A 21289-nucleotide genomic window follows, 5' to 3' on the forward strand; every position below is an offset into this window, starting at 1 on the left:
CGCTGTGGCTGGTCGTGCAGTTCCCCCGCGCCCCTAGGGTGCTGCTCCACCCTCTTCCTTGAAACATACCGACCGGTTAGTCTGGTGCTGTTGCTGAGCCGCGTCCAAGGAGACCGATGGTGGGAGCCTTTCAAGGGGCTGGAGTCGTTGTCACGGGGGCCGGTGGGGGTATCGGAGCCGCGCTTGCCCGACGCTTCGCCGCCGAGGGGGCCCGGGTCGTCGTCAACGACCTGGACGCCGAGCGGGCCAAGCACGTCGCGGACGAGGTCGGGGGGATCGCCGTGCCCGGTGACGCCTCGGCGATCGTCGGGGACGCCCGGGACGCGCTCGGTGGGACCGTCGACGTGTACTGCGCCAACGCCGGTGTCGCCTTCGACGGCGTCGATTCCGGTCAGGCGTTGGACGAGAAGGCGTGGGCGACCTCCTGGGACGTCAACGTCATGGCTCATGTCCGGGCCGCCGAGGAGCTGCTGCCGAGCTGGCTGGAGCGCGGCAGCGGCCGGTTCGTCTCCACCGTGTCCGCAGCCGGGCTGCTCACCATGATCGGGGCCGCGCCCTACGCCGTCACCAAGCACGGCGCGCTCGCTTTCGCCGAATGGCTGTCGCTGACCTACCGGCACCGCGGCGTGAAGGTCCACGCCATCTGCCCGCAGGGCGTCCGCACCGACATGCTGGCCGCCACCGGCAGCGCGGGTGACCTGGTGCTCCAGCCGACCGCGATCGAGCCGGAGGCCGTGGCGGACGCGCTGCTCCAGGGCGTCGCGGAGGACCGCTTCCTGATCCTGCCGCACCCCGAGGTCGCCGCCTACTACCAGGCCCGGGCCGGTGACCCCGACCGGTGGCTGTCCGGCATGAACCGCATCCAGCAGCAGTGGGAGGAGGCCCCGTGACCGAGTCCCGCTACGCTGCCAAACCCTGGCTCGACCTGCTCAGTGACGCCCAGAAGGGCGCTATCAGCCCGGCCGGCTCCCTCGTGCACGCCCTGCGCGCTGCCGTGGCCGAGACGCCCGGCGGCGACTTCCTGGCCTACTTCGACGGCCGTCTGACCTACCGGGAGGCCGACGAGCTCAGCGACTCCGTCGCCGGGCACCTCGCGGCGCGCGGCCTCCGGCGCGGCGACCGGGTCGCGGTGCTGCTGCAGAACTCCCCGCACTTCGTGCTCGCCGTGCTGGGCGCGTGGAAGGCCGGCGCGGTCGTCGTGCCCGTCAACCCGATGTACAAGTCGGGCGAGGTGGCCCACGTCCTGCGGGACGGCGAGGTGGCCGCGCTGATCTGCTCGGACCGGGCCTGGGAGTCGTATCTGCGCGAGACGGCCGCCGACTCGCCCGTGCGGATCGTGCTCACGGGCTGCGAGCTGGACTTCCAGAGCCGTGGCGACGCGCGCGTGCTGACCTTCGAGCGCCTGCCGCAGGCCCCGGACACCGACGACCTGACCGCCGTGGCACGGGCCGGGCACAGGCCGCCCGAGGACCGGGACCCCGGCCCCGGCGACATCGCGCTGATCAGCTACACCTCGGGCACGAGCGGCACACCCAAGGGCGCCACCAACACGCACGGCAACATCATGTACAACGCCGAGCGGCAGCGGACCGGGCTCGGCCTGCCCGAGCGGCCCGTGTACTTCGCGCTGGCGCCGCTGTTCCACATCACCGGCATGGTCTGCCAGTTCGGAGCCTGCCTGAACAGCGGGGGCACGCTCGTGCTGGCCTACCGCTTCGAGTCGGGCGTGGTGCTGGACGCGTTCGCCGAGCACCGCCCGCACTACACCGTCGGGCCGTCCACGGCCTTCATGGCGCTGGCGGCCCACCCCTCCGTCACCCGTGACCACTTCTCCTCCTTCCGGGTGATCTCCTCCGGCGGTGCCCCGCTGCCGCCCGCGCTGGTGGAGAAGTTCCGGGCCGGGTTCGGGCCCTACATTCGCAACGGCTACGGGCTGACCGAGTGCACCGCGCCCTGCGCCTCGGTGCCGCCGGGTCTGGAGGCACCGGTCGACCTGGGATCCGGAACCCTCGCCGTGGGGCTGCCGGGCCCCGACACGGTCGTACGGATCGTCGACGACGCAGGCGAGGAAGTCCCCTTCGGCGAGCAGGGCGAGATCGTCGTCGCCGGCCCGCAGGTCGTGCCCGGCTACTGGCGCCTCCCCGACGCCACCGCCGCCACGTTCCCGGGCGCCGAACTGCGCACCGGCGACATCGGCTTCATGGACGAGCAGGGCTGGCTCTACGTCGTCGACCGCAAGAAGGACATGATCAACGCGTCCGGCTTCAAGGTGTGGCCGCGCGAGGTCGAGGACGTCCTCTACACGCACCCGGCCGTGCGCGAGGCCGCCGTGGTCGGCGTGCCCGACGGGTATCGCGGGGAGACGGTCAAGGCGTACATCAGCCTGCGTCCGGACGCCGACACGGACCCGGATGCACTCGCCGCCCACTGCAAGGAGAGACTGGCCGCCTACAAATACCCGCGCCAGGTGGAGATCCTGCCGGACTTGCCGAAGACGGCCAGTGGGAAGATCCTCCGTCGGGAACTTCGTTCCCGTACGCAAGGCAACTGACAGCAGAACGGAAAGGCAGGTGGCGGCAGTGCCCAGGACCACGGACTCGGACGGCACGCCCGTGCCTCAGCGGCTCCTGGCCGCCGCCACCCGGCTCTTCGCCGAGCAGGGCTACGACCGCACCTCGGTGCAGGAGATCGTCGAGGCGGCCGGCGTCACCAAGGGGGCCCTGTACCACTACTTCGGTTCCAAGGACGACCTGCTGCACGAGGTGTACGCACGCGTGCTGCGCATCCAGCAGGAGAGACTGGATGCCGTGGCGGGCGCCGACGAGCCGGTCGAGAAGCGGCTGCGGGCCGCGGCCGCGGACGTCGTGGTGACGACCATCGACAACCTCGACGACGCGATGATCTTCTGGCGCTCCATGCACCACCTCAGCCCCGAGAAGAACAAGCAGGTCCGCGCCGAACGCCGCCGCTACCACGAACGCTTCCGCGCGCTCGTGGAGGAGGGCCAGGAGTCGGGCGTCTTCTCCAGGGCGACCCCGGCGGACCTGGTGGTCGACTACCACTTCGGCTCGGTGCACCACTTGTCGACGTGGTACCGCCCCGACGGCCCCCTCACACCCCAGCAGGTCGCGGACCACCTGGCCGACCTGCTGCTGCGCGCCCTGCGCCCGTAGCAGCCGTCCCACCCCCAGCGTCTCCGGGTCAGAGGCGGGCGGTGAGCGCGGTGCGCCCGGCACCGGAGAGCCGGCGGGCGCGGGGGAAGTCGTGCAGCTGCTCCTCCACCACCGGACGCGTCCCCGGCCCGACGACGTACGGATCCGGGGCGCTACTCCCTCGGAAACCGTCTCCCTGCCCCGACGGCCGGTCACGAGACCGTGCGGACTTTCCCATCTCGCCCGCAACCCGGCGGCCGCATCCGCCCTGCCGGAACGCCAAGGGCAGATGGGAGCGCACAGGGCGGAGGGACGCGCGCGGCGGCGGGGCGGGAACCCCACCGCCGCTCCGCGTCACATGTACCGCTTCAACTCCCGCCGCGCCAGCGACCGCTGATGGACCTCGTCCGGCCCGTCCGCGATCATCAGCGTCCGCGCGCCGGCATACAGCTCCGCCAGCGGGAAGTCCTGGCTCACCCCGCCGGCACCGTGCAGCTGGATCGCCCGGTCGAGGATGTCCACCACCGCCCGGGGCGTGGCGATCTTGATGGACTGGATCTCGGTGTGCGCACCGCGGTTGCCCACCGTGTCCATCAGCCACGCGGTCTTCAGCACGAGCAGCCGCAACTGCTCCACCGTCACCCGCGCGTCCGCGATCCAGTTGTGCACCACACCCTGCTGCGCCAGCGCCTTCCCGAACGCGGTCCGCGACACGGCCCGCCGGCACATGAGCTCGATCGCCCGCTCCGCCATGCCGATCAGCCGCATGCAGTGGTGGATCCGCCCGGGCCCGAGGCGCGCCTGCGCGATGGCGAAACCGCCGCCCTCCTCGCCGACCAGGTTCGACACCGGCACCCGTGCCTGGTCGAAGATCACCTCGGCGTGCCCGCCGTGGTAGTGGTCCTCGTACCCGAACACCTGCATGGCCCGCTTGATGGTGACGCCCGGGGTGTCGCGCGGCACCAGCACCATGGACTGCTGGCGGCGGATGTCCTCCCCGTCCGGGTCGGTCTTGCCCATCACGATGAAGATCTTGCAGTCGGGGTGCATCGCCCCGGAGATGTACCACTTGCGGCCGGTGATGACGTACTCGTCTGTGCCATCGGAGGCTCGCTCGATGTGCGTGGTGATGTTCGTGGCGTCCGAGGAGGCCACCTCCGGCTCGGTCATCGCGAACGCCGAGCGGATCTCCCCGGCCAGCAGCGGCTCCAGCCACTGCTTGCGCTGCTGCTCGTCGCCGAACTGGGTGAGCACCTCCATGTTCCCGGTGTCGGGCGCCGCGCAGTTCGTCACCGTCGGCGCCAGCTGCGGGGAGCGGCCCATGATCTCGGCGAGCGGCGCGTACTGGAGGTTGGTGAGCCCGGCCCCGTACTCGGAGTCCGGCAGGAAGAGGTTCCACAGGCCCTGCCTGCGGGCCTCGGCCTTGAGCTCCTCGACCACGGGCACGGTCTCCCACGGCGAGGCGAGCCGCTCGCGCTGCTCGTCCGCGACGGCCTCGGCCGGGTAGACGTACTCGTCCATGAAGGCGAGGAGTTTGGCGCGCAGCTCTTCGGTGCGCGCGTCGAAAGCGAAGTCCATACGGATCAGCCCTCCTGGAGGCCTTCGTGAAGCGTGGTCAGTCCGTGCCGGACGAAGACGGGCACGAGGTCGCCGATGCGGTCGAAGCCGCGCCCGACCGTCTGGCCCAGCGTGTAGCGGTAGTGGATGCCCTCGAGGATCACGGCGAGCTTGAACCAGGCGAACGCCGTGTACCAGGAGACGGCGGAGACGTCGCGCCCCGAGCGCGCGGCGTACCGCTCGATGAGTTCGGACGGCGCCGGATGTCCGGGAGCCTCGGCGGTCGTCGAGACGGGCGATTCGGGCATGCCGAGCGGCATGCTGTACATCACCAGCAGGCCGAGGTCGGTGAGCGGGTCGCCCAGCGTCGACATCTCCCAGTCGAGGATCGCCCGGATCGAGTCGTCCTCGCCGATCAGTACGTTGTCGAGCCGGTAGTCGCCGTGCACGACGGCAGGGGCGGGGGAGCGGGGCAGCTCGCGCCCGAGGGCGGCGTGCAGCTCGTCGATGCCGTCCAGGTCGCGGTTGCGGGAGGCGTCCAGCTGCTTGCCCCAGCGCCGCAGCTGCCGGTCCAGGAAGCCCTCGGGCCGGCCGAAGTCCGCCAGCCCCACCTCGCCCGGGTCGACCGCGTGCAGCTCCACCAGCGTGTCGACCAGGTTCAGCACCGCGCCCCGGGTCCGCTCGGGACCGATCGGGACGAGCTGGTCTGCGGTGCGGTAGGGGGTGCCGTCGACGAACTCCATGACGTAGAACGGCGACCCGAGGACCTCCTCGTCCTCGCACAGCAGCACCGGATCCGGAACCGGCACGGCGGTCGGGTGCAGGGCACTGATCACCCGGTGCTCGCGCTTCATGTCGTGCGCGGTGGCCAGGACATGGCCGAGCGGGGGCCGGCGTACGACCCACCGGGAGGTACCGTCGGAGACCGCGTAGGTGAGGTTCGACCGTCCGCCCTCGATCAGCCGGCCGGACAGCGGGCCGTTCACCAGGCCGGGCCGCTCACGGTCGAGCAGGCCGCGCAACCGGTCGAGATCGAGTCCGGGCGGGTGGTCGGGGCTCATGCGTCGCTCCTACGGGCAGGTGGACAGTTCCCGACTCATGATGCCGACCGGTCGGTATGTCGTCCAGGGCGGGGCCGAAACGTGATCGGGGCCACCATAGGCCGACGGCTCCTCCCGCGGGGCGAACAGGGAGGTTTCGGCCGCTTCGTTCAGGCCATCCGGCTTGCGAGCCCCGCGACGAGCCCGGAAGGTCAAAGCCATGAAGGCCATCAGCTACTCACGGTACGGCGGACCCGAAGTGCTGGCGTTCGGGGAGGTCCGCGATCCCAAGGTCGGCCCGGACGCGGTGCTGGTGAAGGTGCGGGCGGCGGCCGTGAATCCCGTCGACTGGAAGGCCCGTGAGGGACACCTCGACGGGATCCTCGCCCCTGTCTTCCCCGTGGTGCCCGGCTGGGACGTCTCCGGCGTCGTCGTCCGGCCCGGGGTGGCCGTCTCGGAGTTCGACGTCGGGGACGAGGTCATCGGATACGTGCGCGAGGACTTCCTCTCCCGCGGCACCTTCGCCGAGTACGTGGCCGCGCCCCTGCGCACCCTCGCCCGCAAGCCGCGCAACCTCTCCTTCGAGGAGGCGGCCGGGCTGCCTCTGGTCGGGCTCACGGCCTGGCAGGTGCTGACCAGGGTGCTCCAGGTGAAGCGGGGCGAGACCGTCCTGGTGCATGCCGCGGCCGGGGGCGTCGGCTCGATCGCCGTGCAGCTCGGCATCCACCTGGGTGCCCGGGTGATCGGTACGGCGAGCGAGTCCAACCACGCCTTCGTGCGGGGGCTCGGCGGGGAGCCGGTGGTGTACGGCGAGGGCCTGGGCGAGCGGGTGCGCGGACTGGCCCCGGAGGGCGTGGACGCGGTGTTCGACACCGTGGGCGGGGACGCGCTGAAGGTGTCGGCGAACCTGCTGGCCCCCGAGGGCCGCCTGGTGTCGATCGCCGACAACGACGTCGTGAACTACGGCGGCCGCTACTACTTCGTCCGCCCCGACGCGCAGGACCTCCAGCGTCTGGCCGACCTGGCGGAGCAGGGCGTGGTGAGCGTGCACGTCGACGAGACGTTCCCCCTGGAGCGTGCGGCGGACGCGCACCGGCTGAACCAGGAGGGCCGCACCCGCGGCAAGATCGTCGTGACGGTGGACTGGGAGAGCGACGGCGACTGAGGGGCGGGGCTCCTGGAGGTCTCCTGGGGCCTCCTAGAGAACGAGGGCGGCCCCGCACACCGCCAGCGCCACCGTGCACAGCACCGCGGCCGCCGCGTGCCGGGGCGCGAACGCCGCAGGGCTCGCGGCCGCCGCGAGGGCACGGATACGCCGGTGGGCGACACCCAGGAAGCCCAGCCAGAGCACACAGCACAGAGCGCACACGAGGATCCCGGCCGCCGACGCCCCGCCGTGCAGCACGGTCCTCACCGCGAGCAGCGCGACGACCGTGCCGGACAGCGTCGTACGCCGCCACGCGAGCCGGGTCCGCTCGGGCTGCAGCCCGGGGTCGCGGTCGGGGTCCTGCCGCCGGGTGGGTGGGACGGTCACCCCTCCCACCCCACGAGCACCACCACGACCATGGCGACGGCCACGACCGCGACGACGAGGCTCAGCAGCGCCGGGAACCGTGACACCGGCAGATCCTCGCCCCGGCGCATGGCCCGCTCGCAGCGCACCCAGTGGTTGACGGCCCGCAGCGAGCACAGCACGCCCGCGGCCAGCAGCGCGAGTGCCAGCCCGACCCGCCAGGCCCAGCGCAGGTCCGGCAGGAACTGGTCCACGGCGAAGCCGCCGCCGATCAGTGCGAGCGCGGTGCGCAGCCAGGCCAGGAAGGTGCGTTCGTTCGCCAGCGAGAACCGGTAGTCGGGCGTCTCGCCGTCCTCCCGGGCCTCCGCGGGCGCGAACCACAACCGGACGTTCCGTACGAACTCGATCACGTGCGCGACCCTACCCGGGTGCCCGGTCCGGCTCCGCGTCAGCCGGCCGACCGGAACGCCTTGAGCCGCTCGTACGCCGCCAGCCCGTCCGGCACCCACTCCCAGGTGCCGAGGCGTCGCTCGACCTCGGCGTCGGACAGGAAGGCGTGCCAGGCCACCTCCTCGGCCTGAGGCCGCACGGGGAGCTCACAGCGGACCTCGTAGACCGCCGACCACCAGGACCGGCCGGCGCCGTTGTCGTAGAGGAACGTGAAGAGATGCCGCGGCTGCGGCAGGCCGCACACGCCCAGTTCCTCCTCGGCCTCGCGCAGGGCCGCCGTGTCGTAGGACTCGCCAGCGCCGACGACCCCGCCGACGAACATGTCGTAGAGGGAGGGGAAGACCAGCTTGGCCGGGGTGCGCCGGTGCACGAAGACGCGGCTCTCGGCGTCCCGGGCCTGGATGAACACGCAGCGGTGGCGCAGGCCCCGGGCGTAGACCTCGCCGCGGGGTGACTGCCCGATGACCTGGTCGTTCTCGTCGACGATGTCGAGGATCTCGTCAGCAGCGCTCATGCCCTCATCCAAGCAGGGCACGCGTCCCCGGACCGGGCGGGGACCGTCAGGACGAGGCCGGGCTCACCGCGGGAGCGGCCACCCGTGTCCGCTCGGCGGCCCCCTGCGGCATGGCCGGGTGCAGCCCCAGCAGCACGATCCCGGTGACGACGGCCAGCAGGCCACCGGCCTCCCAGCTCAGGGCCACCGCGTCGGTGCGCAGCCGGTCGCCCAGGAAACCGATGCCGCAGACGATCCCGGCGAGCGGCTGCGCCGCGGTCAGGGCGGGTAGTGACTTGCGCAGGGACGCGGTCTCGAACGCGCTCTGCACGAGGACCAGCCCCGTGACGCCCAGCGCGAGCACCGCGTACGGCTCCCAGCCGGTGAGCAACTCCGCGAAGCCGCCTTCGGAGACCTTCTGCCCGCTGACCCGGGTCAGCGCGTCCTGCACGCCGTAGAGCAGCCCGGCGGCCAGCGCCAGCAGCACCGGGCCCGAACTCAGCCGGGACCGTTTGCCGTGCGTCGTGAGCAGCAGGGCGAGCCCGATCATGGCGCCGATGATCAGCCACTGCCGCACCGGATCGGCCGTCGCGGCGCCGCCCTCCGGCTGACCGGCCACGATGAACGCGGTCACGCCACCCGCCAGCAGGAAGAGGCCCGCCCAGCCCTGGCGGCCCAGCGGCTGCCGGGTCTGCTTGCGGGAGAGTGCGAGCGCGAAGAGCAGGTTCGTGGCCAGCAGCGGCTCCACCAGCGACAGCTCGCCCTGGCCGAGTGCGGCGGCGCCCAGCCCCATGCCGACCACCATCAGCGCGATGCCGCCGAGCCAGCGCGGCACCTTCATGAGATCGATCAGCAGCCGGAAGGAGAGGAAGTCGCTCAGGGGGGCCCGCTGAGCTGCGTTCTGCTGGAGGACGAAGCCGAAGCCCAGACAGCAGGCGGCACCCAGAGCGAGCGCCAGAACTGGAACCGACACGCGGTGTACCTCGATCGTCAGGTCGGGTTCACGGTTGCGTAGGGGCCGACTGTACCGGCCGGCTCCGCCCGGCGCGCCCGTACGTCATGCCATCGTCGAGGGCGGCGGCAACCCACGCTATGACGTACGTCACAAAGGGCGAAACGGAAAAATCGGATGCCGGTCACACCTGTCTCTGCTGCCCCCTGAATCACAAGATCCGCGCAAGTAACGGAAGTTGACGCGTGTAACGCCCAGGCGGCCCTTGACGCCCACCCTTGGCTGGGGGTTTGCTGTGTGTGATCAGTTCATGGCGGTGCGCACATCCGCGCTCCCTCTGCCGCCGTGAGCCGAAACACCAGAAGAGCGCGTGAGGAAGTTCCGCGGTGTCCCCACCCCCGCCTCCCCTCGGCCGTGGCCGCAGACGTGCGGCGCAGGCCTTCGACGAGGCCCTCGACGACGCCGATCTCGTGGCCGCGCGCGCCGCACTGGCGCAGGGCCGCTGGCAGAACGCCCGTTCCCTGCTGGTGCGCACCGGGGACGACTGGGACCGGCGCGGCCACCGCGTCACCGTCCTCGCGCGGGAGTCCTACTGTGCTGCCTGGGCCCGGGACTGGCTGCTCGCCGAACCCGAGTCCGCCGACGCCCGCGTGCTGCTCGCCGTCGCCGAGGTCCGGCGCGCCCTGCACGGCAAGGCCGAACCGGCCCGTGCCCGCGAGGTCTGCCGGGCCGCCGCGGCCCGTGCCCCCGCCGACCCCACCCCCTTGCTCGGCCTGCTCATGCTGGAGTGCGCGGTCGGCACCGACCAGGACGCGGTCCGCAGCTTCGAGGCGGTCCGCGGTCGCTACGCCGACCACCACCACGCCCACCATCTGATGGTCGCCCGGCTCGCCGGCCGCCGCACCGAGGCCGGCCCGGACCCGCTGCACGAGGTCTACGACTTCGCCAACTGGGCCGCCGAACAGGCACCCGCCGACTCCCCGCTCGCGATCCTGCCGGTCATCGCGCACGCCGAGCGCTACCGCGTCCTGGCCGCAGCCGGTCACGAACCCGCCGATCCGGCCGCCTCCGGCCACTGGACGGGCCGCCGTGCCCGGCAGGTCATGAAGGCCGCCTTCGACTGGTGGCTGGAGTGGGACCTGGAGGGGCACCCGCGGCGGCTGATCGACCTGAACTTCCTCGCCCACGCCAAGTTCTGCGAGGGGCGGGGAGCCGAGGCCGCCGCCCTGTTCCACCGGATCGGCCGCCACGCCACCCCGGCGCCCTGGTCGTACCCGGACCGCGACCCGCACACCGCCTTCGCCGCCGCCCGCGCCGGGGCGCTCGGCACGGCCTGACACCCCCGACCCGAAGAGTGAGGACGCTCTCCCGATGACCACGGACAGTTCGAGAACGAGCACATCCGCCTCCGGCGGCATCAGTACGTTCAAGGGGCAGGAGCGCGCCCTGCGCGCCGACCGGCTCGGCACCGGGGGGCTGCTGCTGTCCGTCCTCGCCGCGACCGCCCCGCTCATGGTCGTCGCGGGTGTCATGCCCACCACATTCGCGGTGATGGGCATCGTCGGCCAGCCGCTGCTCTTCGTCCTCCTCGGCATCGTCCTGATCCTGTTCAGCGTCGGATACGCCGAGATGAGCCGCCACGTCCACAACGCGGGCGCCTTCTACGCCTACATCTCCCGGGGCCTCGGAGGAACCGCCGGCGCGGGCGCCGCCCTGGTGGCCCTCGTCGCCTACAACGCGCTCCAGGTCGGCATCTACGGCATCTTCGGCTTCGAGGTCTCCGGGCTCCTCGCCACCTACGCCGACGTGGAGATCGCCTGGTGGATACCGTCACTCGTGGCCGCGCTCGCCGTCGGGCTGCTGGGCTGGCTCAAGATCGACGTCAACGCCCGCGTGCTCGGCGTGCTGCTGGTCATCGAGGTGCTCCTGGTCGTCGTCTTCGACGTGGCCGCCCTCGCCGACCCCGGGAAGGAGGGCCTGTCGCTGCACGCCTTCAACCCCGACACCCTCACCGGCGCCGGTGTCGGCACCGCGCTGTGCTTCTGCATCGCCGCGTTCCTCGGCTTCGAGCAGGCCCCGGTGTACGCCGAGGAGACCAGCCGCCCGCACGTGCTGGTGCCGCGCGTGATGTTCCTCGCCGTCGGCGGGGTCGCCGTCTTCTTCGCGCTGAGCAGCTGGGCCCTCACCGTGGCCACCGGCCCCTCCGCCGTCGTCGGCACGGCCCAGAAGCAGAGCGCCGGGCTGCTGTTCTTCCTCACCGAGTCCCGCCTCGGCGGCACCTTCACGGACGTCCTGCACGTCCTGTTCGTCACCGGCATGTTCGCCGCGCTGCTCAGCTTCCACAACGTCGTCGCCCGCTACGCCTTCGCCATGGGCCGCGAGGGCCTGCTGCCCGCCGCCTTCGGCCGCACCAGCGGCAGCAGCGGCGCCCCGGGCACCGGCTCGCTGCTCCAGACCGTCGTGGCCGTGGTGGTCGTGGCCGCCTTCGCGATCGCCGACGACAAGCCGGCCGGCGACCCGACCGCGCCCGTCCTGCAGCTGTTCACCTGGTTCGGCAACATCGGCGCCCTCGGCGTGATCGTGCTGATGGCGGCGGCGTCCCTGTCCGTCGTCGTCTTCTTCCTCCGCCGCGGCGCCGCGGGCGCCCAGGCCTGGCGGCTGGTCACGTCCGCGCTGGCGGGCATCGCCCTGCTGGTGATCGCCGGCTACACGGTGAAGGACTTCGAGGTGCTGGTCGGCGCCGGACCCGACTCCTCGCTGAGCTGGGTGCTGCCCGGCATCATCGGCCTCGCCGCGCTCGCCGGCGTGGTCCTCGGCCTCGTACTGCGCGCCCGCGCCCCCGAGAAGCACGCCCGGATCGGCCTCGGCAACGAGGCGTTCCAACTGGACAAGGCGGCCTCCTCCTGAGGCGGCCCGCGCAAGAAGTGGTTACGGAAGTCTGACGAGCACCCGCGATCCCTGTCCTGCCGGGGCCGCGGGTGTTCGAATGAGTACGTGAACGAGGACGTATCCAAGGGTGTGAGCGACGAGCACCCCGAAGAGCGGGGCACCCCGGTCGGCCGCCGCGTCTTCCTCGGCACCCTCGCCCTGGGCGCCGTCGGCGTGGCCGCCGCGCCGACGCTGCAACGCGGCCTGGAGGGCTTCCTCGGCGGCGCGGCCGACAAGGACCCCACCGGCCTGACCGGTCTGCTCCCCAACGGCGGTGGCTTCCGCTACTACTCGGTCGCCTCGTCCGTCCCGCGCCAGAACGCCGGCAGCTACCGCCTCACCGTGGACGGCCTGGTCGACCGCCCCACGACCTACACCCTCGGTGACCTCAGGGCCCTGCCCCAGACCCGCATGGTCCGCGACGTCCAGTGCGTCACGGGCTGGCGCGTCCCCGACACCCCCTTCGAGGGGGTCCGCCTGTCCCGGCTCCTGGACGCCGCCCGGGTCCGCCCCGCGGCCAAGGCCATCCGATTCACCTGCTTCGACGGCACGTACACCGAGAGCCTCACCCTCACCCAGGCCCGCCGCGCGGACGTCCTGGTCGCCCTGCGCATGCAGGACAAGGACCTCGGCCACTCCCACGGCGGTCCGGTCCGCCTCTACGTGGCGCCCATGTACTTCTACAAGTCCGCCAAGTGGCTCTCCGGCATCACCGTCACCGACGAGGTCCGGCCGGGCTACTGGGAGGAGCGCGGCTACGACGTGGACGCCTGGGTGGGCCGCTCGAACGGACGCGACGATGAGCCTACGAGCTGACGCACCGCCGGCCACGGCCGAAGTGCGCCGCTTCACCACGCCGCAGCGCTGGATCCACCGCACCACGGCCGCGCTGATGGGCATCTGCGTCCTCACGGCGGCCTGCCTCTACATCCCCCAGCTCGCCGAACTCGTCGGCCGCCGCGCCCTGGTCGTCACCCTGCACCAGTGGTCGGGCCTCGCCCTGCCGGTCCCCGTCCTGGCCGGTCTCGCCTCCCGGGCCTTCCGCGCCGACCTCGGCCGCCTCAACCGCTTCGGCCCGCACGACCGGACCTGGCTGCGCGCCACCCTGCACCGCGACAAACGCCCGTCGTCCCGCCCCGCGGCCAAGTTCAACGCCGGCCAGAAGCTCTACGCGGCCTGGATCGCCGGCGCCACGCTGGTCATGCTCGCCACGGGCCTGATGATGTGGTTCACCCACCTCACCCCCCTGCTCTGGCGCACCAGCGCCACCTTCGTCCACGACTGGCTGGCCCTCACCATCGGCATCGTCCTGGCAGGCCACATCGGCATGGCCCTGGCGGACCCGGAATCCAGAAGGGGCATGCGCACGGGCAGGGTGAGCAGACAGTGGGCCGACCGGGAGCACCCCTTGTGGCGCGAGTAGGCCCGGCACCTCAGGGGCGGGGAACTGCGCGACAAGCCACGACGCACCCGCGGACGCGCAACGGCAGGACCCGTTACGGCGACCGGGCGAAATCCAGCAGCACCTTGCACGACCGACTCCGATCAGCGGCCAGCGCGAACTCGGACTCGGCGACCCCCACGGGGACCACCGCACTGATCAGCCCGTCCAGAGCCGGCTCCACAGCCAGCAACGCCAACGCCTCGTCGAACTCACCGTGGAAGCGAAACGCCCCCGCAGCTCGTGATCTTCCCGTGGCCGCGTTCCGTCATCCGGCGCGCCGCCTCACGGCCGACCAGGAAGGCGCTGGTCAGATTGGTGTCCAGGATCCGGTGCCAGTCGGACTCGCCGAACTCCAGCAGCGGGGCGCGCAGTTGCATGCCCGCGTTGTTGACGAGGATGTCGAGCGGGCCCACCCGCTCCTCGACCTCGGCGACCCCCGAGGCCACCGATGTCGAGGAGGGGGTGAGCCGTCATCGCCGCGGCACTAGATCACGAGGGACAACAGCAGGACGATGCCGCCGGCGACCACCGAGATGATCGTCTCCATGACCGACCAGGTCTTGATGTTCTGACCGACACTCAGACCGAAGTACTCCTTCACCATCCAGAACCCGGCGTCGTTGACGTGGCTGAAGAAGAGCGAACCGGCGCCGATGGCCAGCACGAGCAGGGCGGTGTGCGTGGTCGACATGTCGGCGGCGAGCGGGGCGACGAGACCGGCCGCCGAGACCGTGGCCACCGTCGCCGAGCCTGTCGCGAGCCGGATCACCACCGCGATCAGCCAGGCCAGCAGCAGCGCGGGAATGGCCCAGTCCTCGGAGATGTCCAGGACCATCTGGCCCACGCCCGTGTCGATCAGCGTCTGCTTGAAACCACCGCCCGCGCCGACGATCAGCAGGATGCCCGCGATCGGCATGAGGCTCTTCTCGACGAGCGGTGAGATCCGCTCCTTGGAGAACCCGGCGGGCCGCAGCAGAGTGAAGACGCCGACCAGCACCGAGGCGAGCAGGGCGATCATCGGGGCGCCGACGACGTCGAAGACGCGCTGGACAGCGTTCTCGGGGTCGTCCACGACGATGTCGACCAGCGCCTTGGCGAGCATGAGGATCACTGGGAGCAGCACCGTGAAGAGGGTGGCACCGAAGCCGGGGCGCCTGTCGAGCTCGTCGGAGGCCCGCTGCGGGATCATCTTCTCGGGGGGCGGGACGTCCACCCAGCGGGCCGCGTACTTCGAGAACACCGGACCGGCGATGATCACCGTGGGTATGGCGACGAGGACACCGAGGGCCAGCGTGATGCCGAGGTCGGCCCCGACCGCGTCGATCGCGACCAGCGGGCCGGGGTGCGGAGGCACCAGGCCGTGCATCACGGACAGACCCGCGAGGGCCGGGATGCCGATGCGCATGAGCGAGTAGTTGCCGCGCTTGGCGACCATCAGCACGACCGGGATCAGCAGCACGATGCCGACCTCGAAGAACAGCGGCAGCCCGATCACGGAGGCGATCAGCACCATCGCCCACGGCATCGACCGTCCGCCGGCCTTGGCGAGGATGGTGTCGACGATCTGGTCGGCGCCGCCGGAGTCGGCGAGCATCTTGCCGAGGATCGCCCCGAGGGCGATCAGCACACCGACGCCGGCGACCGTGGAGCCGAGTCCGGTGCTGAAGCTGAGGAGGACCTTGTCCAGGGGCGCCCCGGCGATCGCGCCGAGCGCCAGCGACCCGATGGTCAGGGACAGGAAGGCGTGCAGCTTGAACTTCGTGATGAGCAGGACGATGACGGCGATGCCCGCCAGGACGGCGATGCCCAGCTGAGCGTGTCCGGCCGAGGTGATCGGCTCGGGTGCGTCCGCTGCCAGCATCTCGACACTGAGTCTGGTCACGGTGGGTTCCCTTGCGTTGGGGAGAAGGGGGTAGGGGAAACCGCCGGGGCTACCGGACGGGCTCGGGGAGGTCCCGCAGGGCGTGCGCCGCCCGCTCGGTGATCTCCTCCGGGCCGCCCGCGACGTCCACCCCGACCCCCGCCTCGTCCGCCGCGAGGGGCTGGAGCGCGGCGAACTGGGAGTCGAGCAGCGCCGAGGGCATGAAGTGCCCCTGCCGGTGCGACATCCGGTCCTCGATCAGCGCGCGGTCACCGGTGAGGTGTACGAAGACCACGCCGGGCGCGGCGGCCCGCAGCCGGTCGCGGTACGACCGCTTCAGCGCCGAGCAGCTGACCACCCCGCCGATCCCGGCCCGCCCCTGCGCCCACGCGCCGATGGCGTCGAGCCAGGGCAGGCGGTCCTCGTCGGTGAGCGGGGTGCCGGCCGACATCTTGGCGATGTTGGCGGGCGGGTGGAAGTCGTCGCCCTCGGCGTACGGAACGCCGAGTCGGGCTGCGAGCAGGGGACCGATGGTGGTCTTGCCGGTGCCCGATACGCCCATGACCACGACGACGTGGGGGGTGTTCATCGCTGCCTCACTGTCTGCTGCCCGAGGTCGACACGTGATGTCGACGCAACTGAAACCCATTAGGTACGACGAATTCAAGAGGTCGTCCTTAATAAGTCTGACTTTTTGTCTCCGTGATCTACCCCGTACGCTGAGTGCATGAGCACACCGGGCCGGGGGCTGCACGGCCACGTACTGGACACCCTCGGCCCCGAGATCACGGCGGGTGAGTACCCGCCGGGGAGCGTCCTGCGCACGGACGAACTCGCCCAGCGTTTCGACGTGTCGCGCTCCGTGATGCGCGAGGCGGTCCGCGTCCTGGAGTCCATGTACCTGGTCGAGTCCCGCCGCCGCGTCGGCGTGACGGTCCGCCCGAAGTCCGAGTGGAACGTCTACGACCCGCAGGTCATCCGCTGGCGTCTGGCCGGCGCCGACCGCCCCCGGCAGCTGCGGTCCCTCACGGTGCTGCGCTCGGCGATCGAACCCGTCGCGGCCGGCCTCGCCGCCCGGCATGCCACGTCCGAGCAGTGCGCCGAACTCACCGAGTGCGCGCTCGGCATGGTCGCCCACTCACGCGGCCACAGACTGGAGGGGTACCTCCTGCACGACGTCGCGTTCCACCGCGTCATCCTGGACGCTTCCGGCAACGAGATGTTCGCCCGCCTCGGGGACGTCGTCGCCGAGGTCCTGACCGGCCGCACCCAGCACGACGTGATGTTCGAGGACCCCGACCCGGCCGCCGTCACCCTGCACGTCCAGGTCGCCGAGGCGGTCCGCGCGGGCGACGCCGCCCGGGCGGAGGCGTTGACCCGGGAGATCACGGTCGGCGCCCTCCAGGAACTCGACATCCTGGCGCCGTAGCACCGGCTACGCCGGAAAGTCACCGTCGACGTAGACCCAGGCCCCGTCGACCCGCTCGAACCGGCTCCGCTCGTGCAGAGACCCGCCCCGGTGCGAGGCCCGGAACTCCACGGTTCCGGTGGAGTGGAACGCGGACCCCTCGCTCGTCCCCAGGATCTCCAGGCCGATCCACCGCATCCCCGGATCCAGCTCCAGCCGGGCCGGCCGGGTCCGCGGATGCCAGGTCCGCAGCAGGTACCCGGCGTCCCCCCTCACGAAGGCGCAGTACCGCGACCGCATCAACGCCTCGGCGGTCGGTGCGGCAGCGGCTCCGGAGTGGAAACGGCCGCAGCAGGCCTCGTAGGCATGAGGGAGCCCGCAGGGGCAGGAGTGCCTGGTCATGGTCACCTTTCTGCGGCAACGCCTGAGGGCCGTGACCTCGCGGTCACGGCCCTCAGCTGCAAGTGTCCGAGGGGGGACTTGAACCCCCACGCCCGATAAAGGGCACTAGCACCTCAAGCTAGCGCGTCTGCCATTCCGCCACCCGGACAAGGTGTCTGTCGCGCGGGTTCTCCCCGCGGCGACGACGTAAACATTACCAGGCTTTCCGGGGTGGCCGATCACCCCCGTCCGCACCCCGGCGGGGCGTGAACGGCGTGTGACGGGCCGGGAGCGCTCTTGGGGTGCGGGCCGGGGAGAGGGAGGATGAGGGGGACCCACCAGCAGTGACACCGGGAGGAAGCACGTGAGCGAGACGGACACGGCCAGGAGCGTCACCGGCGAGGACGAGGTCGTGGACCTCTGCCGCGAGCTGATCCAGATCGACACCAGCAACTACGGCGACCACTCGGGTCCGGGCGAGCGCAAGGCGGCCGAGTACGTCGCCGAGAAGCTCGCGGAGGTCGGGCTCGAGCCGCAGATCTTCGAGTCCCACCCGGGCCGCGCCTCCACGGTGGCCCGGATCGAGGGCGAGGACCCCTCCCGGCCCGCGCTGCTCATCCACGGCCACACCGACGTCGTACCGGCCAACGCGGACGACTGGACCCACCACCCCTTCTCCGGGGAGGTCGCCGACGGCTGCGTGTGGGGCCGCGGGGCCGTCGACATGAAGGACATGGACGCGATGACCCTCGCGGTCGTCCGTGACCGGCTGCGCAGCGGGCGCAAGCCGCCGCGCGACATCGTCCTCGCGTTCCTCGCCGACGAGGAGGCCGGCGGCACGTACGGCGCCAAGCACCTCGTGCGCCACCACCCCGACCTGTTCGAGGGCGTCACCGAGGCGATCAGCGAGGTGGGCGGGTTCTCGTTCACCGTGAGCGAGCAGCGGCGGCTCTATCTGATCCAGACGGCCGAGAAGGGCATGCACTGGATGAAGCTCACCGTGGCCGGCACGGCCGGGCACGGGTCGATGATCCACCGGGACAACGCGATCACCGAGCTGTCGGAGGCCGTCGCGCGCCTGGGGCGGCACACGTTCCCGGTGCGGGTCACCAAGACCACCCGTGCCTTCCTCGACGAGCTCGGTGACGCGCTCGGTACCGAGCTCGACCCGGAGGACATGGAGTCGACCCTGGCGAAGCTCGGCGGCATCGCCAAACTCATCGGCGCGACCCTGAGCAACACGGCCAACCCCACGCAGCTCGGTGCCGGTTACAAGGTCAACGTCATCCCGGGCGAGGCGACCGCCCATGTCGACGGACGGTTCCTGCCCGGATACGAGGAGGAGTTCCTCGCCGACCTCGACCGGATCCTCGGCCCGAAGGTGCGGCGCGAGGACGTCCACGCCGACAAGGCCGTCGAGACCACCTTCGACGGGGCGCTCGTGGCGGCGATGCAGTCCGCGCTGCTGGCCGAGGACCCGACCGCCAAGGCGGTCCCCTACATGCTCTCCGGCGGGACGGATGCGAAGTCCTTCGACGACCTGGGCATCCGCGGCTTCGGCTTCGTGCCGCTGAAGCTGCCGCCGGAGCTGGACTTCGCCGGCATGTTCCACGGCGTGGACGAGCGGGTGCCGGTGGAGGGCCTGCAGTTCGGCGTGCGGGTGCTCGACCGCTTCATCGACGCGTCCTGAAACCAGCCCTGCGAGACGGTGGTATTCGGTCGCGCGTACGGAACCGACTGGGAAGAGTGAATGCGACCATAAGCTCGTAGCCTCATTACTCCCTCCTCGTTACAGGTAATGCGATCGCAAGATGGGTCGCTTTGCCAACTAGGAGGAATAATGATCAAGAAGGTCGTCGCTGCTGCGGCTGCCACCGGTGGGCTGGTTCTCGCGAGTGCGGGCCTGGCCGTCGCCGACTCGGGTGCCCAGGGTGCCGCCGTGCACTCCCCGGGTGTCCTGTCCGGCAACGTTGTTCAGGTGCCCGTTCACGTCCCGGTGAACGTCTGCGGCAACACGGTCTCCGTGATCGGGCTGCTGAACCCCGCCTTCGGCAACACCTGCATCAACAAGTGATGCTTCCCCCTCGCTGAGGGGAGTTCAAAGCCATCGGTCCCGGAGTGCGTGCCATGCGCTCCGGGACCGAACGCTTCTTTCGGGGAATTCGAGAAGAATTCGAGACAGGGTCGAAGGCAGGTATTCAGTAAATGCGACAGGTCACCCGCAAGGGTCTGATGACCGTGGCGGCCGCGACCGGCGTGATCGCCGCCGCGGGCGGCTCCGCTCACGCCGACTCGGGCGCCCAGGGTTCGGCAGCGGGCTCGCCCGGCGTGCTCTCCGGGAACTCGGTGCAGGCGCCGGTGCACGCGCCGGTCAACGTGTGCGGGAACACGGTCAACGTCGTCGGTCTGCTCAACCCGTCGATGGGCAACTCGTGCGCCGACAAGGGCGGTGGGTCGTCGTCGGGGGGATACGGCGAACACGGCGGTCACGGCGGCTCCCACGCGGGCGGCCACGCCACCGACTCACCCGGCGTCGGCTCGGGCAACCACGTCCAGGCGCCGGTCCACGTTCCGGTGAACGTCTGCGGCAACAGCGTCGACGTCATCGGCGTCGGCAACCCCAGCACGGGCAACGACTGCGCGAACGGGGGCGGCGGCCACGAGGAGCCGGGCCGGCCGGGCGACCCCGGCTATCCGGGGAACCCCGGTGACCCGGGCGAGCCGGGGGACCCCGGCAGTCCGGGCGGCCCGGGGAACCCTGGAAACCCGGGCGACCCTGGCCACCCCGGCAACCCGGGTGAGCCCGGTCACCCCGGCAACCCGGGTGAGCCCGGTCACCCCGGTACCACCCCGGGCACCCCGCCCTCCACCGGTGCCGAGACCCCGGGCGGCTCCGCGCACGGCAACAAGCCGGGCGGCCAGTTCGTCACCCAGCCCGACGGCGACTCCCAGCTCGCCAGCACCGGCAGCGACCTGCCGCTCGGCCTGGCCCTCCCGGCCGGCGCGGGCGCGCTGCTCGCGGGCGCGATCCTGTACCGCAAGGCGCGCGCCTCGGCCTGACATCCCCCCGGCACACGGAGCGGGCCCCGCCGAGGCGGGGCCCGCTCCGTCATGGGCCTTCTTCCGGTGCCCCGTCCCCGCTCACCACGTGGCCCGCGCCTGGCGGATGATCCGCCGACGCAACCGCACCTTGCGGCTGCCGTCGCGCAGCAGGCTCAGACGGTGCAACTCCCAGTGTCCGTACTCCGCGTGGTCCGTCAGCAGACGTGCCGTTTCCTTGCGGGAGACCCCGCGCGGTACGTACACGTCGACAAATTCGTATTCCGGCATCGCATCTATTGTGCGGGCTGGGGCCAGGTACGGATAGCGTCTGCACTATGTCTGATGCTGCGCAGCCCACCGCTGCCGAGGTACGCGCCGCCGCCGAGGCGGTCAAGACCGCGCTCGACCGCCACCTGGCCGCGGTCGAACGCAGGTCGGGAGAGGACGACCCGGCCGTCTACGAGGCGTTCAACCAGCTGGCCGCGGCCGCAGAGGTGTACGACGAACTGCTCTACGACCGCTACGACGAGGTCACGCCCTTCGAGATCCCCGGTACGGAGGACGCGCTGCCCCCGTACACGGGCCCCGAAGAACCGAACGCGCTGAGCGTACTGATCCGCCGCGACTACGCCGTCGCCGAGCCGCAGCGTCTGCTGGCGCACGCACAGCGGATCGAGACGGCTGACGGCGACGACGGCGCCCCGGCCTCCGGGACGGTGCACGGCGCGCTCGGGCTGCTCTTCGGCGAGTTCGAACCCGACGAGATCGCCTCCCGGCACAAGGAGTTCGGGCTGGAAGAGGGCGACTCCACGCTCTGGGTGACGGCGGCGGACGAACCGGCCGAGCCCGGCGAGTGGCTGGAGGCGCCGTTCGAACAGGTCGACCCGCAGCAGGTGGTCTGCCGCTTCGATGTCAGCGCCGTCTTCGACGACGAGATCGACGACATCGACGATGACGAGGACGACGAGGACGGTCTCGACGGAGATCCGGACGAGGACCTGGAGCCGCTGGACGCGGACCGCCGCTGAGCGCGCACACCGGCGACCACGGGGGTGGTGGTCATGGGCC

23 protein-coding genes, 1 tRNA gene and 2 pseudogenes are annotated in these 21289 nt (G+C 71.5%); 13 read left to right on the forward strand and 13 right to left on the reverse strand.

From position 1 onward, the window contains the following. Nucleotides 1-116 precede the first annotated feature (116 nt). The 3 genes from ACFU3E_RS20530 to ACFU3E_RS20540 are packed head-to-tail and all read left to right on the forward strand — an operon-like array spanning nt 117 to nt 3173. Nucleotides 117-890, forward strand: coding sequence for an SDR family oxidoreductase (locus ACFU3E_RS20530; protein ID WP_384159900.1), 774 nt, complete (start codon nt 117-119; stop codon nt 888-890). Beyond that, complete coding sequence (locus ACFU3E_RS20535) at nt 887-2551, forward strand: class I adenylate-forming enzyme family protein (RefSeq protein ID WP_384159903.1); 1665 nt, start codon at nt 887-889, stop codon at nt 2549-2551. Before ACFU3E_RS20530 ends, ACFU3E_RS20535 begins: the two co-directional genes overlap by 4 nt. 28 nt (nt 2552-2579) lie before the next feature. After that, complete coding sequence (locus ACFU3E_RS20540) at nt 2580-3173, forward strand: TetR/AcrR family transcriptional regulator (RefSeq protein WP_384159906.1); 594 nt, start codon at nt 2580-2582, stop codon at nt 3171-3173. Nucleotides 3174-3506: 333 nt separating this feature from the next. Here the strand turns inward: ACFU3E_RS20540 and ACFU3E_RS20545 are convergent, their stop codons facing one another. Then, entirely contained in the window at nt 3507-4730 is a 1224-nt protein-coding gene (locus ACFU3E_RS20545) for an acyl-CoA dehydrogenase family protein (protein WP_384159908.1), read from the reverse strand. A gap of 5 nt (nt 4731-4735) precedes the next feature. After that, complete coding sequence (locus tag ACFU3E_RS20550; RefSeq protein WP_384159911.1) at nt 4736-5770, reverse strand: phosphotransferase family protein; 1035 nt, start codon at nt 5768-5770, stop codon at nt 4736-4738. Between the two features lie 199 nt (nt 5771-5969). On the opposite strand from ACFU3E_RS20550, the gene ACFU3E_RS20555 reads away from it, so the two are divergent. Further along, a complete protein-coding gene (locus ACFU3E_RS20555; RefSeq protein ID WP_384159914.1) occupies nt 5970-6914 on the forward strand; it encodes an NADP-dependent oxidoreductase in 945 nt (314 codons plus the stop codon). Between the two features lie 33 nt (nt 6915-6947). Here the strand turns inward: ACFU3E_RS20555 and ACFU3E_RS20560 are convergent, their stop codons facing one another. Genes ACFU3E_RS20560 through ACFU3E_RS20575 form a run of 4 tightly spaced genes read right to left on the reverse strand, consistent with a single transcriptional unit; the run spans nt 6948 to nt 9178 of the window. Further along, a complete protein-coding gene (locus tag ACFU3E_RS20560; RefSeq protein ID WP_384159917.1) occupies nt 6948-7283 on the reverse strand; it encodes a DUF202 domain-containing protein in 336 nt (111 codons plus the stop codon). Then, nucleotides 7280-7672 (reverse strand): YidH family protein, encoded by a 393-nt coding sequence (locus tag ACFU3E_RS20565; protein ID WP_384159920.1) that lies wholly within the window; start codon nt 7670-7672, stop codon nt 7280-7282. Before ACFU3E_RS20565 ends, ACFU3E_RS20560 begins: the two co-directional genes overlap by 4 nt. A 38-nt stretch (nt 7673-7710) precedes the next feature. Beyond that, nucleotides 7711-8226, reverse strand: a complete 516-nt coding sequence (locus ACFU3E_RS20570; RefSeq protein ID WP_384159923.1) for an NUDIX hydrolase — start codon at nt 8224-8226, stop codon at nt 7711-7713. Nucleotides 8227-8272: 46 nt separating this feature from the next. Next, complete coding sequence (locus ACFU3E_RS20575) at nt 8273-9178, reverse strand: DMT family transporter (protein WP_384159926.1); 906 nt, start codon at nt 9176-9178, stop codon at nt 8273-8275. 365 nt (nt 9179-9543) lie between these two features. Between ACFU3E_RS20575 and ACFU3E_RS20580 the strand changes: the two genes are divergently transcribed. The 4 genes from ACFU3E_RS20580 (at nt 9544) to ACFU3E_RS20595 (ending at nt 13508) form a co-directional block, all read left to right on the forward strand. Beyond that, nucleotides 9544-10494, forward strand: coding sequence for a hypothetical protein (locus ACFU3E_RS20580; RefSeq protein ID WP_384159929.1), 951 nt, complete (start codon nt 9544-9546; stop codon nt 10492-10494). A gap of 34 nt (nt 10495-10528) precedes the next feature. After that, nucleotides 10529-12064: an APC family permease gene (locus tag ACFU3E_RS20585; protein WP_384159932.1), complete on the forward strand. Its 1536-nt coding sequence runs from the start codon at nt 10529-10531 to the stop codon at nt 12062-12064. Nucleotides 12065-12175: 111 nt separating this feature from the next. Further along, on the forward strand, nt 12176-12901 hold the full coding sequence (locus ACFU3E_RS20590) for a molybdopterin-dependent oxidoreductase (protein ID WP_384159974.1): 726 nt from the start codon (nt 12176-12178) through the stop codon (nt 12899-12901). Then, entirely contained in the window at nt 12885-13508 is a 624-nt protein-coding gene (locus ACFU3E_RS20595; RefSeq protein ID WP_384159935.1) for a cytochrome b/b6 domain-containing protein, read from the forward strand. Before ACFU3E_RS20590 ends, ACFU3E_RS20595 begins: the two co-directional genes overlap by 17 nt. Nucleotides 13509-13581: 73 nt before the next feature. Here ACFU3E_RS20595 and ACFU3E_RS20600 read toward each other — a convergent pair. From ACFU3E_RS20600 to ACFU3E_RS20615, 4 genes and pseudogenes are all read right to left on the reverse strand, one after another. Continuing rightward, nucleotides 13582-13761 (reverse strand): annotated as a pseudogene (locus ACFU3E_RS20600) (L-idonate 5-dehydrogenase); the annotation flags it as partial. Between the two features lie 10 nt (nt 13762-13771). Beyond that, nucleotides 13772-13978: pseudogene (locus ACFU3E_RS20605) on the reverse strand (SDR family NAD(P)-dependent oxidoreductase); the annotation flags it as partial. Nucleotides 13979-14013: 35 nt separating this feature from the next. Next, on the reverse strand, nt 14014-15411 hold the full coding sequence (locus ACFU3E_RS20610; protein WP_384159938.1) for a gluconate:H+ symporter: 1398 nt from the start codon (nt 15409-15411) through the stop codon (nt 14014-14016). Nucleotides 15412-15460: 49 nt separating this feature from the next. After that, nucleotides 15461-15979, reverse strand: coding sequence for a gluconokinase (locus ACFU3E_RS20615; protein WP_384159941.1), 519 nt, complete (start codon nt 15977-15979; stop codon nt 15461-15463). A gap of 138 nt (nt 15980-16117) precedes the next feature. Between ACFU3E_RS20615 and ACFU3E_RS20620 the strand changes: the two genes are divergently transcribed. After that, a complete protein-coding gene (locus tag ACFU3E_RS20620) occupies nt 16118-16819 on the forward strand; it encodes a FadR/GntR family transcriptional regulator (RefSeq protein ID WP_384159944.1) in 702 nt (233 codons plus the stop codon). 6 nt (nt 16820-16825) lie between these two features. On the opposite strand, the gene ACFU3E_RS20625 is transcribed toward ACFU3E_RS20620, so the two are convergent. Both ACFU3E_RS20625 and ACFU3E_RS20630 read right to left on the reverse strand, forming a co-directional pair. Next, complete coding sequence (locus ACFU3E_RS20625) at nt 16826-17200, reverse strand: YchJ family protein (RefSeq protein WP_384159947.1); 375 nt, start codon at nt 17198-17200, stop codon at nt 16826-16828. A gap of 63 nt (nt 17201-17263) precedes the next feature. Next, nucleotides 17264-17348, reverse strand: a tRNA-Leu gene (locus ACFU3E_RS20630). A gap of 195 nt (nt 17349-17543) precedes the next feature. Between ACFU3E_RS20630 and ACFU3E_RS20635 the strand changes: the two genes are divergently transcribed. From ACFU3E_RS20635 to ACFU3E_RS20645, 3 genes are all read left to right on the forward strand, one after another. After that, nucleotides 17544-18869 carry a M20/M25/M40 family metallo-hydrolase gene (locus ACFU3E_RS20635; RefSeq protein WP_384159950.1) on the forward strand — a complete coding sequence of 442 codons (1326 nt, stop codon included), beginning with the start codon at nt 17544-17546 and terminating at the stop codon, nt 18867-18869. Nucleotides 18870-19019: 150 nt separating this feature from the next. Then, nucleotides 19020-19253, forward strand: a complete 234-nt coding sequence (chpH, locus tag ACFU3E_RS20640; protein ID WP_003989153.1) for a chaplin ChpH — start codon at nt 19020-19022, stop codon at nt 19251-19253. 131 nt (nt 19254-19384) lie between these two features. Continuing rightward, a complete protein-coding gene (locus ACFU3E_RS20645) occupies nt 19385-20239 on the forward strand; it encodes a chaplin (RefSeq protein WP_384159953.1) in 855 nt (284 codons plus the stop codon). A gap of 81 nt (nt 20240-20320) precedes the next feature. Here ACFU3E_RS20645 and ACFU3E_RS20650 read toward each other — a convergent pair whose 3' ends face one another. Continuing rightward, nucleotides 20321-20509, reverse strand: a complete 189-nt coding sequence (locus ACFU3E_RS20650) for a DUF5703 family protein (RefSeq protein ID WP_384159956.1) — start codon at nt 20507-20509, stop codon at nt 20321-20323. Nucleotides 20510-20556: 47 nt separating this feature from the next. On the opposite strand from ACFU3E_RS20650, the gene ACFU3E_RS20655 reads away from it, so the two are divergent. After that, nucleotides 20557-21249 carry a hypothetical protein gene (locus ACFU3E_RS20655; RefSeq protein WP_384159959.1) on the forward strand — a complete coding sequence of 231 codons (693 nt, stop codon included), beginning with the start codon at nt 20557-20559 and terminating at the stop codon, nt 21247-21249. Nucleotides 21250-21289: the final 40 nt, after the last annotated feature.

The sequence above is a fragment of the Streptomyces sp. NPDC057424 genome, from assembly GCF_042803315.1.
GTDB lineage: Bacteria > Actinomycetota > Actinomycetes > Streptomycetales > Streptomycetaceae > Streptomyces.